Raw genomic sequence first — 14,129 nt, 5'->3', positions numbered from 1 at the left:
CCCCGGCCGAGACCCGAAATGGTTAACGTAAACGATCTCGCCTTTTGAGCGAGATCGTTGATTTTGCTTCAAAATTTATCCCAATCGGGCCGAAATGCAGACTAGCGGGTGATCACCCGGCGCTGCTGCTGGGCCTGCCCGCGACGAATCGGCTGCGGCTCCGGCTGTCCGAATCCTCCGAACAGGCGCTCGAAGAAGTTTGGTCCGGAGGAGCCAAAGCCGTTGTCGCCGGCGACATTGACGCCGGCGGGCAGGCTGCTGCTCGGCGGACGCGAGTAGCTCGGCTGGGCGTGCGCCACTACCGTCTCGAGATCCTTGCCGCGGCCGTTCCTGAGCAGCGACAGCATGGCGGCGTCGCGGCCGTAAACGTCCCTGCGCAATTGCAGCTTGCCGGCATCGTCCACGAACGCGGTCTGGTAGGTGATGTTTACCGGGATCGGCGTCGGGAATTTCAGGTCGACCTCGCTCGAACCGTACATGCTGCGGATCCGCTCCGGCGTGTAGTGCTGGTTCGGCTCGGTAATGTTGAGCAGGACGGCGGCGTACTGATCGGGATTCTGCACGCGCATGCAGCCGTGGCTGAAAGCGCGCTCGTCCTTCGCGAACAGGTACTTGTCCGGCGTGTCGTGCTGATAGACCAGGAACTTGTTCGGGAAGTTGAAGCGGATGCGGCCGAGCGCGTTGGCTTCACCCGGCGGCTGCGAAATGTGGATCGAGCCGTCGCGGTTGCGCTCGAGCCTGAGGCCCATGCGCTGCAGCACCGTCGGATCCTGCTGCAGGGCCGGCAGATATTCGTTGTAGATGATCGACGGCGGCACGTTCCAGGTCGGATTGACCGTGATGTATTTCATCGTCTCGGTCAGAAGCGGCGTGGCATGCTGGCCGGGCTTTCCGGTGACGACGCGGGTGGTCCAGACCGGCGCGCCGTTCTGCATCACCTTCAGCGTGTAGTCCGGGATGTTGAGGATCACATAGGCATTGCCGACACTGGCGGCGCCGAGCTGGCGCGGCAGCCAGCGCCAGCGCTCCATGTTGACGATCACGGTGTCGATCTGGCGGTCGCGCTTCGGATTGTTCAGCGCCTTGACCGTGCGCTCGTCGAGAACGCCGGTTGGCTTGAGGTCGACGCTGCTCTGGAATTTCTCCACCGCCCGCGCGACCGTCGCGTCATACTTGGTGCTGTCGGCATCCTCGGTGATGCCGAGCTTGTTGCGCAGGTCCGGCACGCGCGGATCGTCCATCTCGACCGCGGCCTGCTTCTTGCGCGCCGGCAAATATTTCAGCGTCGGACCGTCCGCGATCGTGATGACCGGACCGTCGCCCTGGCCGCGCAGCTCGGCGAGCTTCTGCTTCAGCTCCTTGTAGAGCTTCTGCGGCGGGTTGTAGCCGTCGAGCGCGGCGGAGGCGTCCTTGGCGGAGGTCACATTGGCGAACACTTCCGCCGGATCGATCGGGTGCTCCGGATAGAGAATGTCCGCCGACACCTGCGACCAGTGCATGCGGCCGCTCTGGGCCTGGCGGGCGTAGTCCAGCATGCTGGCGGCGAGCTTCAGCTCGGCGTCGGCCAGCGCGTCCGGCGAGGTCGCCGCGGCGAAATCCGGCACCGGATAGTCTGATGCATCGAGGCCGTCGGCGGCCGCGTCCTTCAGGCGGGCGATGACGCCCTTGCCGGCGTCGGTCAGCTTGCCGGCCTTGGTGAACACCGGCGCGTATTCGCGAGCCGAATAGAATTTCTCGGCCGCTGCGCGCTCGTTCTTGCGGTCAAAGCTACGCAGCGACTTGCTGGCGAGCAGTTCGCGCAGCTTGTCGGCAACCGGCTGATCCTCGGCAGCAACGTTGCTTGCCGCCTTCGCCGGTTCGCCCGCCGGCGCTGCGGCGGTCGCGGGAGCAGGAGCTGTGGTCGGCGCCGCTGCCGTTGCAGGCGCGGGGCTTGCGGCAGGCGCGGTGGCCGTTGCAGGGGCGGGGGTGGCCGCCGCCGGCGCGACGGCGGTATCGGTCTTTGGCGCGTCGGCGGGCTTCGTCGCCGGCGCGGTTACGGCATCGGCGGGCTTCGGCTCGACGGCCTTTGCAGTCGCGCTCGGCTCTGCCGGCTTGGCGTCGACCGGCTTTGTCTCAGCAGGCTTGGCTTCGGTGGCGTGCACATCCGCTGGCTTCACGTCGGCCGGCTTGGCTGCATCGGGCAGCGCGGCGGTGGTGTCGGCCTTGAAATCGCTTGCGGTGGGGGGCGGCACGTTGGCCGGTTCGGGGCGCGGGATCGCCGCGTCGATCGCGAGTTCCGAGGCGCTGGAGTGCGGTGTGTCCTGCGCGAAGGCCGCGGTCGCGGACACCGTGAGGAAGGTTGCCGCGACGGCCATCAATACGCGGTCAAATCCTCGACGGTTGTTCGAACAGTCACGCATCGTCACACCCCCTGGGTGAAACTGCCCCTCATCAAGCTGGAACAGTTCAAATCAGAATTTGGTTTCATAGCTTGCGCGAAGCGCCGGCCTCTCGATCGACTCGCACGCCTGCACACAACGAACGCAGACGATACCTTTGCCCCTCTCATGCAGCCAGCGCCATGCGGGGCAACTCACGACAAACTGACCTCGAAGCAGCTGATTTCACTCCGGGCTGTGCGTTTTTGCCACGCGGCACAGCCTTTGTCTGTCACCGCCACGACACGGTTCAAAAGGTTCCCTGGTGCGGCCTGTCGGCCTCGAGAGCTAAGTGGCGTCGCTTGCGCGCGCGCCGGCCGCAGCTTCGTCGAGCTTGCGATAGAGCGTCGAGCGGCCGATCTTGAGGCGGCGCGCGACCTCCGACATCTGTCCGCGATAATGCGAAATCGCGAAGCGGATGATCTCGTTCTCGAGATCTTCCAGGGGGCGCACCTCGCCCGCGGCATTGAGCATGGAAAGGCCGCCGGCGGTGGGCAGGGAGGTGGCAACCGGTATTTCATTACCGGAAATCATGGCGGGGGCCGTGGAAGGCGACACCACCAGCGGCTCGCCCTGCAGCGATTTGCCATCCGGCGCCGGATGCGCCGTTCCTTGCGGGAAATCGGCGAGCCCGAGCTGGTCGCCGTCGCTCATCACCACGGCGCGATACACGGTGTTCTCGAGCTGGCGGATGTTGCCCGGCCAGTCGAGCTGCGAGAGGTGAGCCATCGCCTCGCCGCTGATGCCGGTGATGTTGCGGTTCTCCTCGGCGCAGAATCGCGCCAGGAAATGCCGCAGCAGATGCGGGATGTCTTCGCGCCGCTGCCGCAGCGCCGGAATGGTCAGCGGCAGCACGTGCAGGCGATAGAACAGGTCCTCGCGGAACTGGCCGCCTTTCACGAGATCGAGCAGCTTGCGGTTGGTCGCCGAGATGATGCGAACATCGACCTTGACCGGCTTGCGGCCGCCGACCGCCTCGACGGTGCCTTCCTGCAGCGCGCGCAGCAATTTCACCTGCGTGGCCAGCGGCAATTCGCCGACCTCGTCGAGGAACAGCGTGCCGCCATGCGCTTCGACGAACTTGCCCTGATGGCGCTCGGTGGCGCCGGTGAAGGCGCCCTTCTCGTGGCCGAACAGGATCGATTCGACGAGATTGTCCGGGATCGCGCCGCAATTCACCGCAACGAACGGCCTGGCCTTGCGCTCGCTGCTGCCGTGAATGGCGCGCGCGAACAGTTCCTTGCCGACGCCGGATTCGCCCTCGATCAGCACCGGGATCGTCGAGGACGCAGCCTTTTGCGCGGTGCGCAGCACCCCGGCCATCGCCTCGCTGCGGGTGATGATGTCGGAGAAGGTCAGCCGGCCCTCGCGGCTGTGGCGGATCCGCTGCAATTCGCCCTTCAGCGCCGAGGCGTTGAGGGCGTTGCGCAGGGAAACCTGCAGCCGCTCGAAGCCGACCGGCTTGACGACGAAATCCTGGGCACCGGCGCGCATCGCCGACACGACATTGTCGATGCCGCCATGCGCGGTCTGCACGATGACCGGGACGGTCAAACCAGCTTCACGAATTTTTGCGAGGACTCCAAGGCCGTCGAGGCCCGGCATCACGAGGTCGAGCACGACGGCGTCAATCGCCTGCGTCTCGGATGCGGTCAGGGCCGCGATCGCCGCGTCGCCGCTGTCCACGACGAGGGGCTCATAGCCGCACTTCTGCACCATGTTTTCAACCAAACGGCGCTGTACTGCGTCGTCATCGGCGATCAAAATGGTGGCAGCCATGGTTTTCCCCGCACGCTACGTTTATTTGTCTCGAATCGGGGCAATGTCGCCGATGCCGATTAACGCACTCTTAAATGTTGCAAACCCGCATTCATTCCGCCGCCGCTGACATCTTTCCGACTGAACTAAGGTTACGAACAAGATGACCTCGCGCTCCAAAACTGCATCCAACAAGTCTGCCCTCAGCAAGGCCGCTCTCCGCAAGGAAGCCGCGTTGCGCAAGACGGCCGCGCAACGCAAGTCGTCCGCAGGCGGCCCGGCGGCGAGAAAGGCAGCCAGCAAGACCGGCAAGCTTCCGGAATGGAATCTGGCAGATCTCTACTCCGGTATCGATGCGCCTGAGGTCGCACGCGACTTGCAGAAAATGGACGCAGATTGCGTCGCGTTTGAGACCGACTACAAAGGCAAGCTTGCCGAAAATACCGCCAAGGAAGGCGGCGGAAGGTGGCTGGCCGAGGCGATCAGGCGCTATGAGGCGATCGACGATTCGGCTGGCCGTCTCGGCTCTTACGCCGGCCTGGTCCATGCCGGCGACAGCGTCGATCCCGCGATTTCGAAATTCTACGGCGATGTCTCCGAGCGGCTGACCGCCGCGTCGGTGCATCTGTTGTTCTTCTCGCTCGAGCTCAATCGCGTCGACGACGACGTGATCGAGCGCGCGATGGCCGAACCCGAGCTCGGCCATTACCGGCCATGGATCGAGGATCTGCGCAAGGACAAGCCGTACCAGCTCGAGGATCGCGTCGAGCAGCTGTTCCACGAAAAGGCGCAAAGCGGCTACGCGGCCTGGAACCGGCTGTTCGACCAGACCATCTCCGGTCTGCGTTTCAAGATTGGCGGCAAGGAGCTCGCGATCGAGCCGACGCTGAACCTGCTGCAGGACAAGGCGGGGGACAAGCGCAAGGCTGCCGCGCAGGCGCTCGCCAAGACCTTCAAGGACAATGAGCGCAGCTTCGCGCTGATCACCAACACGCTCGCCAAGGACAAGGAAATCTCCGACCGCTGGCGCGGCTTCCAGGATGTCGCGGACTCCCGCCATCTCAACAACCGCGTCGAGCGCGAGGTGGTCGATGCGCTGGTCGCCTCGGTGCGCGCGGCCTATCCGAAGCTGTCGCACCGCTATTACGCGCTGAAGGCCGGCTGGTTCAAAAAGAAGAAGCTGCCGCACTGGGACCGCAACGCCCCGCTGCCGTTCGCGGCGACCGGCACCATCGCCTGGCCCGAGGCGCGCAACATGGTGCTGTCGGCCTATAGCGGCTTCTCGCCCAGGATGGCCGAGATTGCCGAGCGCTTCTTCGACGATCGCTGGATCGATGCGCCGGTCCGTCCCGGCAAGGCGCCCGGCGCGTTCTCGCATCCGACCACGCCGTCGGCGCATCCCTATGTGCTGATGAACTATCAGGGCAAACCGCGCGACGTGATGACGCTGGCGCACGAGCTCGGTCACGGCGTCCATCAGGTGCTGGCGGCGAAGAACGGCGCGCTGATGGCGCCGACGCCGCTGACGCTGGCGGAAACCGCAAGCGTGTTCGGCGAGATGCTGACCTTCAAGCGGCTATTGTCCCAGACCAGGAACGCCAAGCAGCGCCAGGCGCTGCTCGCGGGCAAGGTCGAGGACATGATCAATACCGTGGTGCGGCAGATCGCGTTCTATTCATTCGAGCGCGCGGTTCATACCGAGCGCAAGAACGGCGAACTCACCGCCGAGCGGATCGGCCAGATCTGGCTCAGCGTGCAGGGCGAGAGCCTGGGGCCGGCGATCGAGATCAAGCCGGGCTACGAGACGTTCTGGATGTACATTCCGCACTTCATCCACTCGCCGTTCTACGTCTATGCCTATGCGTTCGGGGATTGCCTCGTGAACTCGCTCTATGCGGTCTATGAGCACGCGTCCGAAGGCTTTGCGGAGCGCTATCTCGACATGCTCGCCGCCGGCGGCACCAAGCACTATTCCGAGCTGCTGCGGCCGTTCGGGCTCGACGCCAAGGACCCCAAATTCTGGGACGGCGGCCTGTCCGTCATCGCCGGCATGATCGACGAACTGGAGGCGATGGGCTGAGGCCCATCGGCGTCCGGCCGGGCCGGGCGGCAGCCGGTCCCGTGCCAGTTTCGTTCGGCGTTTTTTGCGCCTGGCGGCATGATCGTTCCATGATGCCTGCGTTTGGGAGGGCAATCCTGCCGAGGGGCTGGCGCGGCGTCGTCGCTCGAACGTGGATCGGGGACGATTTGCGCTTCAAATCGCCCGATCGGGACCGCGCCGTTGCCCTGCCTATCCGTTTGCGGTAATGGCTCGCGGAGGAACGCGAATTTCTGACTGGGGACAGCGATGGCAGACCATAACGAAGTGGCCTACACGACCGCCGACGGCAACGATTACGTGGCGCATGAGCAGACCTATGAAGGGTTTCTCATGCTGGTCAAATGGGGCACCATCAGCGTCGCCATCATTCTCGCCTTGATGGCCTATTTCCTGGTCTGATCCTCAGATCGGCTAGCGGCGCCGCCGTCCTGTGGCGGTGCCGGAATTTCCTGTCGAAACCCGGATCTAAAAACCGGGTATCCAAATCTGGCGAAAATAACGCTAGTTTGAAGACGCGTGCGCCGCTCGCGCCGCCGGAGGGCCCATGAAGATTGCCGTTGCCAAGGAAATTGATCCGTCCGAGCCGCGGGTTGCGGCCTCGCCCGATACCGTGAAGAAGTTCAGGGCACTCGGCGCCGAGGTCGCGGTCGAGCCGGGCGCGGGCATCAAGTCGGGCCTTCCCGATTCGGAGTTCACCGCGGTTGGCGCCACCGTCAGCGCGGACGCGCTCAAGGACGCCGACATCATCATCAAGGTGAAGCGGCCGGAAGCCTCCGAACTGTCCAAATACAAGCGCGGCGCGCTCGTCATCGCGATCATGGATCCCTACGGCAACGAGGCCGCGCTGAAGGTGATGGCCGATGCCGGCGTGTCCGCCTTCGCGATGGAATTGATGCCGCGCATCACCCGCGCGCAGGTGATGGACGTCTTGTCCTCGCAGGCCAATCTGGCCGGCTACCGCGCCGTGATCGAGGGCGCCGAGGCCTTTGGCCGCGCCTTCCCGATGATGATGACCGCCGCCGGCACCGTTCCGGCCGCCAAGGTGTTCGTGATGGGCGTTGGCGTCGCCGGCCTGCAGGCGATCGCGACCGCGCGGCGGCTCGGGGCCGTCGTCACCGCGACCGACGTGCGCCCGGCCACCAAGGAACAGGTCGAATCGCTCGGCGCGAAATTCCTCGCCGTCGAGGACGAGGAATTCAAGAACGCGCAGACCGCCGGCGGCTACGCCAAGGAAATGTCCAAGGAGTACCAGGCCAAGCAGGCCGCGCTGACCGCCGAGCACATCAAGAAGCAGGACATCGTGATCACGACCGCGCTGATCCCCGGCCGTCCGGCACCAATGCTCGTCACCGGCGAGATGGTGAAATCGATGAAGCCTGGCTCGGTGCTGGTCGATCTCGCGGTCGAGCGCGGCGGCAATGTCGAGGGCGCGAGGCCCGGCGAAGTGGTCGAGACCGATGGCATCAAGATCGTCGGCTACACCAATGTCGCAGGCCGTGTTGCGGCGTCGGCCTCGGGGCTCTACGCGCGCAACCTGTTCTCGTTCATCGAGACGATGGTCGACAAGGCCAACAAGGCGCTCGCGGTCAATTGGGACGACGAACTGGTGAAGGCCACCGCGCTGACCAAGGACGGCGCCGTCATCCATCCCAACTTCCAGCCGAAGTAAGGAGAGAAGCCATGGAGCATCTCGCGCAGGCCGTCGATCCGTTCGTGTTCCGGCTGTCGATTTTCGTGCTCGCCGTGTTTGTCGGCTATTTCGTGGTGTGGTCGGTGACGCCGGCGCTGCATACGCCGCTGATGAGCGTGACCAACGCGATCTCGTCGGTGATCGTGGTCGGCGCGCTGCTTGCGGTCGGCGTCGGCATGGTCTCGAGCGGTTCGGGCTGGGCCCGCGGCTTCGGCTTCGTCGCGCTGATCTTCGCCTGTGTGAACATCTTCGGCGGCTTCCTGGTCACCCAGCGCATGCTCGCGATGTACAAGAAGAAAGCCAAGTGAGCGGCAATCACCTCGGGGTGATGAGGATTTTGGGGGACCTGAGATGAGCGCCAATCTCTCTGCACTGTTGTATCTCGTGGCGGGGGTGCTGTTCATCCTGTCGCTGCGCGGCCTGTCGAGCCCGGCGTCGTCGCGCCAGGGCAACATGTTCGGCATGATCGGCATGGCGATCGCCGTCGGCACCACGCTGGCGAGCCATCCGCCGGCCGACGGCGTGGCCTGGCTGCTGGTGATCCTCGCGGTCGCGATCGGCGGCGGCATCGGCGCCGTCATCGCGCGCCGGGTGCCGATGACCTCGATGCCCGAGCTCGTCGCCGCGTTCCACTCGCTGGTCGGCATGGCCGCGGTGCTGGTCGCCGCCGGTGCGTTCTATGCGCCCGAGGCGTTCGACATCGGCACGCCCGGCAACATTCATCCGCAGAGCCTGGTCGAGATGTCGCTCGGCGTCGCGATCGGCGCCCTGACCTTCACCGGCTCGGTGATCGCGTTCCTGAAGCTGTCGGCACGGATGAGCGGCGCGCCGATCATCCTGCCGTTCCGCCACGTCATCAACATCGTGCTGGCGCTGGCGCTGGTGTTCTTCATCGTCGGCCTCGTGATGAGCGGCAGCGCGCTCGACTTCTGGCTGATCACCATCATCGCGCTGGCGCTCGGCGTGCTGATGATCATCCCGATCGGCGGCGCCGACATGCCGGTCGTGATCTCGATGCTGAACTCGTACTCCGGCTGGGCCGCGGCCGGCATCGGCTTCACGCTCGGCAATTCGGCGCTGATCATCACCGGCGCGCTGGTCGGCTCCTCCGGCGCGATCCTGTCCTACATCATGTGCCACGCGATGAACCGCTCGTTCATCTCGGTGATCCTCGGTGGCTTCGGCGGCGAGACCGCCGCGGCCGGCGGCGGCTCGGGCGAGCAGAAGCCCGCCAAGCTCGGCTCGGCGGATGACGCCGCCTTCATCATGAAGAACGCCTCGAAGGTCATCATCGTGCCCGGCTACGGCATGGCGGTGGCGCAGGCCCAGCACGCGCTGCGCGAGATGGCCGACATCCTGAAGAAGGAAGGCGTCGAGGTGAAATACGCCATTCACCCGGTGGCGGGCCGCATGCCCGGCCACATGAACGTGCTGCTGGCCGAGGCCAACGTGCCCTATGACGAGGTGTTCGAGCTCGAGGACATCAACTCGGAGTTCGCCCAGGCCGACATCGCCTTCGTGATCGGCGCCAACGACGTCACCAACCCGGCGGCGGAAGAGGACAAGACCTCGCCGATCTACGGCATGCCGGTGCTGCAGGTCTGGAAGGCCGGCACCGTGATGTTCATCAAGCGCTCGCTCGCCTCGGGCTATGCCGGCATCGACAACCCGCTATTCTACCGCGACAACACCATGATGTTGCTCGGCGACGCCAAGAAGGTCACCGAGAACATCGTCAAGGCGATGTAAGGCGGTATCGATGGCGCTGAACCGGGAGTGGCATCGAGCGCATCGCATGCCGCTCCAGGCGACGCGCGAGCAGCGCATCAAGTGGCACGTCGCGCATGCGGCGGCGTGCGCGTGCCGACCGGTCCCCGACAGCATCAAGGCGGACGTCGAGAAGCTGCTCAAGCTCCACGGCAAGACATAGCCGCGGCCACCGCTGATGGCACTGGCACTCGCAATCCTGAAATGGTTCCTGATCGCCGCGGTCGTCGTCTATCTCGGCGGGCTCGCGGTGCTCTACGTCAAGCAGCGCGAGCTGCTGTTTCCGATCCCGCCGGTCGGACGGACTGCGCCGGCAGCCGCGGGCCTTCCCGAAGCGGAAGAGCATGTCCTGACCACGGGCGACGGCGAGAAGGTCATCGTCTGGCACGTGCCGGCGAAGCCGGGCCGGCCCGTCGTGCTGTTCTTTCATGGCAACGGCGATTTCCTTGCCGGGCGCGTGGCGCGCTTCAAGGCCATCACGGCCGACGGCACCGGGCTGGTGGCGCTGTCCTTTCGGGGTTACGCAGGGTCGAGCGGGTCTCCGAGCGAGCAAGGACTGCTGCAGGACGCCGCGGCGGCCTACGCCTTCACCACCGCGCGCTACCGCGCCGAGCAGATCGTGGCCTGGGGATTCTCGCTCGGCAGCGGCGTTGCGGTCGCGCTCGCCGCCGAACATCCCCTCGGCAAGCTGATCCTGGAGGCGCCCTACACATCAACGGCTGACGTCGCCGGCGCGCATTTCTGGTATGTGCCGGTCGGCCTCCTGATGCGCGATCAATTCCACTCCGACCGGCTCATCGCACAGGTCAAGGCGCCGCTCCTGATCATGCATGGCACCGACGATCCGGTGATCCCGATTCGCTTCGGCGAGCGCCTGTTCGATCTCGCCCATGAGCCCGAGCAATTCGTGCGACTGCCCGGTGGCGGGCACGACAATCTCGACGATTTCGGTGCGATGGCGACGGCGCGGCGGTTTATCGGCGCCGCAAGAGGCTGACGGCGGCGATTGTCTGTCGCATAATCGCGCCACCGAAGTGAGGGGACCCCACGATGAGTGCACACGGACCGATGCCGCGGTCGGCCTGGCTGTATCCCGTTCTGGCGGTGCTGTTGTTTGCCGCGGTCACGGCTACCGGCTACAGCTTCGCGCCATCGGCCGGGGGCTGGGTGTTTGCGGCGGTGCTGCTGGTCATTCTGTTCGGCACCGTGTTCGCGGCGGTCCACCATGCCGAGATGATCGCCGAGCGGATCGGCGAGCCGTTCGGCACATTGCTGCTGACGCTCGCGGTGACGATCATCGAGGTGGCGCTGATCTCGACCATCATGCTGGGCGAAACGCCGGCGCCGACCCTGGCCCGCGACACGGTGTTTGCGGTGGTGATGATCGTCTGCAACGGTCTGGTCGGGCTCTGCATCTTCATCGGCGGCCTGCGCTACAAGGAGCAGGATTTCCAGATCACCGGGGCGAACCTTTATCTCAGCGTGCTGTTCGTGCTCGCGACCATCACGCTCGATATGCCCAATTTCACGCTGACCTCTCCGGGCCCGGTGTTTTCCACGGCCCAGCTCGCCGTGGTCAGCATAGTGACCGTGCTGCTCTATGCGGTGTTCCTCTACACCCAGACCATCCGTCACCGCGATTATTTCGTCAGCGGCGCCAATGAGGCAGCGGCGCATGGCGAGGTGATGTCGGACCGCATGACGGCGATCAGCGTTGCGCTGCTGCTGGTCTCGCTGCTGGCGGTGGTGCTGCTGGCGAAGAAATTCTCGTTGGTGGTCGATGTCGTCACCGTCAAGATCGGCGCGCCGCCGGCCTTTGCCGGCCTGGTGGTGGCGGCCCTGATCCTGTTGCCGGAGAGCGTTGCCGCTGTGTCGGCGGCGCGCAAGAACGACCTGCAGAAGAGCATCAACCTTGCGCTCGGCTCGTCGATCGCCACCATCGGGCTTACGGTTCCCGCGGTGGCCGTAGCCGCCTATGCGCTCGACAAGCAATTGGTGCTCGGGCTCAGCAACCAGCATATGCTGATCCTGCTGCTCACCTTCATGGTCAGCATGCTCACCTTCGGAACCGGCCGCACCAACATCCTGTTCGGGCTGGTTCACATGGTGGTGTTCGCCGTGTTCGTGTTCATGGTTTTCGTGCCGTAGAGCATGATCCGCTTAAAAAAATTGGAGAAAATGACGATGCTCAGTGCCAAATCGGATGTGCAGGTGGATACGGCGGAAGTCCGGGTGACCGAATGGCGCCTCGCGCCGGGCAGCGCCACCGGCCACCACACCCATGAGATGGACTATGTCATCGTTCCGATCACGGCGGGCGAGATGACGATCGTGGCGCCGGACGGCGAGCGCTCGAAGGCGCAGCTCGGAGCCGGCAAATCCTATTTCCGCAAGGCCGGGGTCCAGCACGACGTGCTCAACGAGACGGCCAGCGAGATCGTGTTCCTCGAGGTCGAACTCAAGCCCTGACGCGGCGCGAGAACCAAGCAAGGAACCCTGCACCCGCCGAATGGCAGGTCCGAGCCGGCGCGGCTGTGGAAATTCATAACCCGTTAACGGCTGCGCGATGATCTAGAAGGCGGATGCGGCCTGCGCAGGGGACGCCTCCGGCTGAAACCAAAGCGACACCAAAGGTGACGTCGGAACGGGCGTTTGCCACCGATCCGACGCAGTTGATCCCTGAATGTGCCTCAAAGTTCCAGCATGTAGTAGCGGGGTGGGGAGTGGCAGGTCATGCTGAGTTACCTGAAGAAATTTGTGATGGACATCTTACCCTCGGTGGCAGCGACCATCATCGGGGCGTACATCGTTAATCACTACATAGTGGCCAAGCCGGAAGCACCGTCAGCCGCAGCCTTGACCGCCGCAGTCGATCCCAAGGCAAATCCCAAGGCAGATCCGAAAGCCGCCGCCAAGCCCGCCACCGTCGTCAGCAGCCTCCCCGAAGCCGGCGTGAAGGCCAAGGGCATGTCCGAGCGCACGCTGATCGAACGGTCGGCGTCCGAGAAGGCCACCGTCACTGAGAAGGCCACCGTCACCGAGAAGCCTGCCGAGAAATCGGCCGACCCCAAATCGGCCGATGTGAAGCCTGACGCGCCGGCAGATACCGCCAGCATCCCCGCCGACACCCGCCATCACCCGGCGGCGCCGAAGGCGGTCGCGAAGGTCGCGCCCGCCGCGCCGCAGCCGGCCGCGCCCGCGACGTCAGCCGCGCCGGTCGAGGCTGCTGTGACGCCCGAGGAAAGCCGCGACGCCAACGACCTCGCACGCGCCGCCATCGAGCGGCTGCGCAAGGAGCGTCCGCAGGAGGCGGCGCGGTCCCAGGATGCCACGCGCACCGATCTCGCCCGCCTGCCTGAGGCGCAGCGTCCGGCAGCCACGTCGGCGATCCGGCCGTTGCCGCCGCCGATCATGGTGTCGAGCCCGTCCACTGACAATGTCGATCAATCCTCGCAGCCGCGTCCGCCCTATGCCGCCGGCGGCCAGGATTCCAACCGGCTGACGCCGCCGGCCGACATTCCGGTCCCGGTGGTGCAGGCCCCGCTCGACCTGCGCGCCGAGGCGATCATGCCGGCGCAGAAGAACGAGCGCACGTCGGTGACCGACGACATGTTCTCCGGCATGAAGTCGATGTTCCACGCCGTCCTGCCGAAGTAGCCGCAGCGCCGCTCGATCGTTTCTGACGGATTGTCTTCACGCCAAGGGCTAGCCGCCGGTGCGCGCCAGCCCGCTGCGCGCATTGCCGTCGCCTGGCCGCAGCGCGAGCGCGCGATTGTAGGACGCCGCCGCCTTGGCCTTGTCGCCGAGCCGCTCATAGGCCTGGCCGCGCGTGCTCCACGCCCCAACATTGCCGGGATCGGCCTGCACGGCCTCGTCGAGATCGCTGGCGGCCTGCTTGGCCTTGTCGAGCGCGAGGTAGCTGGTGGCACGGCCGACCAGGGGCTCGGCCCTCTGCGGCGACAGCCCGCTGGCTGCCGTGAAATCGTCGATCGCCTGCTGATGCTGTCCGCGGCCCTGATAGATCAGGGCGCGGCCGTAGAGCGCCTGGATGTTGTAAGGGTCGGCCGCCAGCGCCTGTTCGAACTCCGCCATCGCCTCGTCGAGCTTGCCGGAGCGCGCCAGCGCCTGCGCACGCGTGGTGTGATCCTTGGCGCTGTTGACGTCTTGCGGGGTGATGGTGTCGGCGGCGGGCTTGTCGGCGGTGGCAGCGGGTTTCGGCTTGTCGTCCGAGGAGCCCCATGAACCGAGGTCAAAGGAGCAGCCTGCGAGCGGCAGGCCGAGAAGCACTGCAATGATGACGAGATGCGGCGCGCAACGGCGCTGCGCGGGTCCTGGAAAGGGCGGGCGGGCTACCGGATCAGCCGTCATGCAAAATGCTCTTGCCGGTCGTTTTGCA

General features: G+C 65.4%; 13 protein-coding genes. 10 read left to right on the top strand and 3 right to left on the bottom strand.

The window, feature by feature from the left end; all coding sequences use genetic code 11:
- Window positions 1-101 precede the first annotated feature (101 nt).
- On the bottom strand, window positions 102-2,399 hold the full coding sequence (locus ACVMB1_RS28390; RefSeq protein WP_076828034.1) for a L,D-transpeptidase family protein: 2,298 nt from the start codon (window positions 2,397-2,399) through the stop codon (window positions 102-104).
- Between the two features lie 306 nt (window positions 2,400-2,705).
- A complete protein-coding gene (locus ACVMB1_RS28385; RefSeq protein WP_076828036.1) occupies window positions 2,706-4,196 on the bottom strand; it encodes a sigma-54-dependent transcriptional regulator in 1,491 nt (496 codons plus the stop codon).
- 142 nt (window positions 4,197-4,338) lie between these two features.
- On the opposite strand from ACVMB1_RS28385, the gene ACVMB1_RS28380 reads away from it, so the two are divergent.
- From ACVMB1_RS28380 to ACVMB1_RS28335, 10 genes are all read left to right on the top strand, one after another.
- Window positions 4,339-6,255 carry a M3 family oligoendopeptidase gene (locus ACVMB1_RS28380; RefSeq protein WP_076828038.1) on the top strand — a complete coding sequence of 639 codons (1,917 nt, stop codon included), beginning with the start codon at window positions 4,339-4,341 and terminating at the stop codon, window positions 6,253-6,255.
- Between the two features lie 267 nt (window positions 6,256-6,522).
- Window positions 6,523-6,675, top strand: coding sequence for an aa3-type cytochrome c oxidase subunit IV (locus ACVMB1_RS28375; RefSeq protein ID WP_057019007.1), 153 nt, complete (start codon window positions 6,523-6,525; stop codon window positions 6,673-6,675).
- 145 nt (window positions 6,676-6,820) lie between these two features.
- The gene (locus ACVMB1_RS28370; protein WP_057019008.1) at window positions 6,821-7,945 is read left to right on the top strand and encodes a Re/Si-specific NAD(P)(+) transhydrogenase subunit alpha; all 1,125 of its coding nucleotides are present in this window, start codon (window positions 6,821-6,823) and stop codon (window positions 7,943-7,945) included.
- Window positions 7,946-7,956: 11 nt separating this feature from the next.
- On the top strand, window positions 7,957-8,274 hold the full coding sequence (locus ACVMB1_RS28365; protein WP_016841609.1) for a proton-translocating transhydrogenase family protein: 318 nt from the start codon (window positions 7,957-7,959) through the stop codon (window positions 8,272-8,274).
- Window positions 8,275-8,317: 43 nt separating this feature from the next.
- Window positions 8,318-9,715, top strand: a complete 1,398-nt coding sequence (locus ACVMB1_RS28360; protein WP_076828040.1) for an NAD(P)(+) transhydrogenase (Re/Si-specific) subunit beta — start codon at window positions 8,318-8,320, stop codon at window positions 9,713-9,715.
- A gap of 10 nt (window positions 9,716-9,725) precedes the next feature.
- Window positions 9,726-9,896, top strand: a complete 171-nt coding sequence (locus ACVMB1_RS28355) for a hypothetical protein (RefSeq protein WP_200844487.1) — start codon at window positions 9,726-9,728, stop codon at window positions 9,894-9,896.
- A gap of 15 nt (window positions 9,897-9,911) precedes the next feature.
- Window positions 9,912-10,730 (top strand): alpha/beta hydrolase, encoded by an 819-nt coding sequence (locus tag ACVMB1_RS28350; protein ID WP_076829597.1) that lies wholly within the window; start codon window positions 9,912-9,914, stop codon window positions 10,728-10,730.
- Between the two features lie 53 nt (window positions 10,731-10,783).
- Window positions 10,784-11,881 (top strand): calcium:proton antiporter, encoded by a 1,098-nt coding sequence (locus ACVMB1_RS28345; protein WP_057019011.1) that lies wholly within the window; start codon window positions 10,784-10,786, stop codon window positions 11,879-11,881.
- A 36-nt stretch (window positions 11,882-11,917) separates the two neighbouring features.
- Entirely contained in the window at window positions 11,918-12,202 is a 285-nt protein-coding gene (locus tag ACVMB1_RS28340) for a cupin domain-containing protein (protein WP_076829770.1), read from the top strand.
- A gap of 264 nt (window positions 12,203-12,466) precedes the next feature.
- Window positions 12,467-13,390, top strand: a complete 924-nt coding sequence (locus tag ACVMB1_RS28335) for a hypothetical protein (protein WP_076829601.1) — start codon at window positions 12,467-12,469, stop codon at window positions 13,388-13,390.
- Between the two features lie 48 nt (window positions 13,391-13,438).
- Here ACVMB1_RS28335 and ACVMB1_RS28330 read toward each other — a convergent pair whose 3' ends face one another.
- Entirely contained in the window at window positions 13,439-14,101 is a 663-nt protein-coding gene (locus tag ACVMB1_RS28330) for a tetratricopeptide repeat protein (RefSeq protein WP_057019012.1), read from the bottom strand.
- Window positions 14,102-14,129: the final 28 nt, after the last annotated feature.

The organism is Bradyrhizobium sp. USDA 4504 (assembly GCF_054063995.1).
The sequence above is the reverse complement of the archived record's forward strand: the minus strand, read 5'-3'. Positions and strand labels throughout refer to the sequence as shown.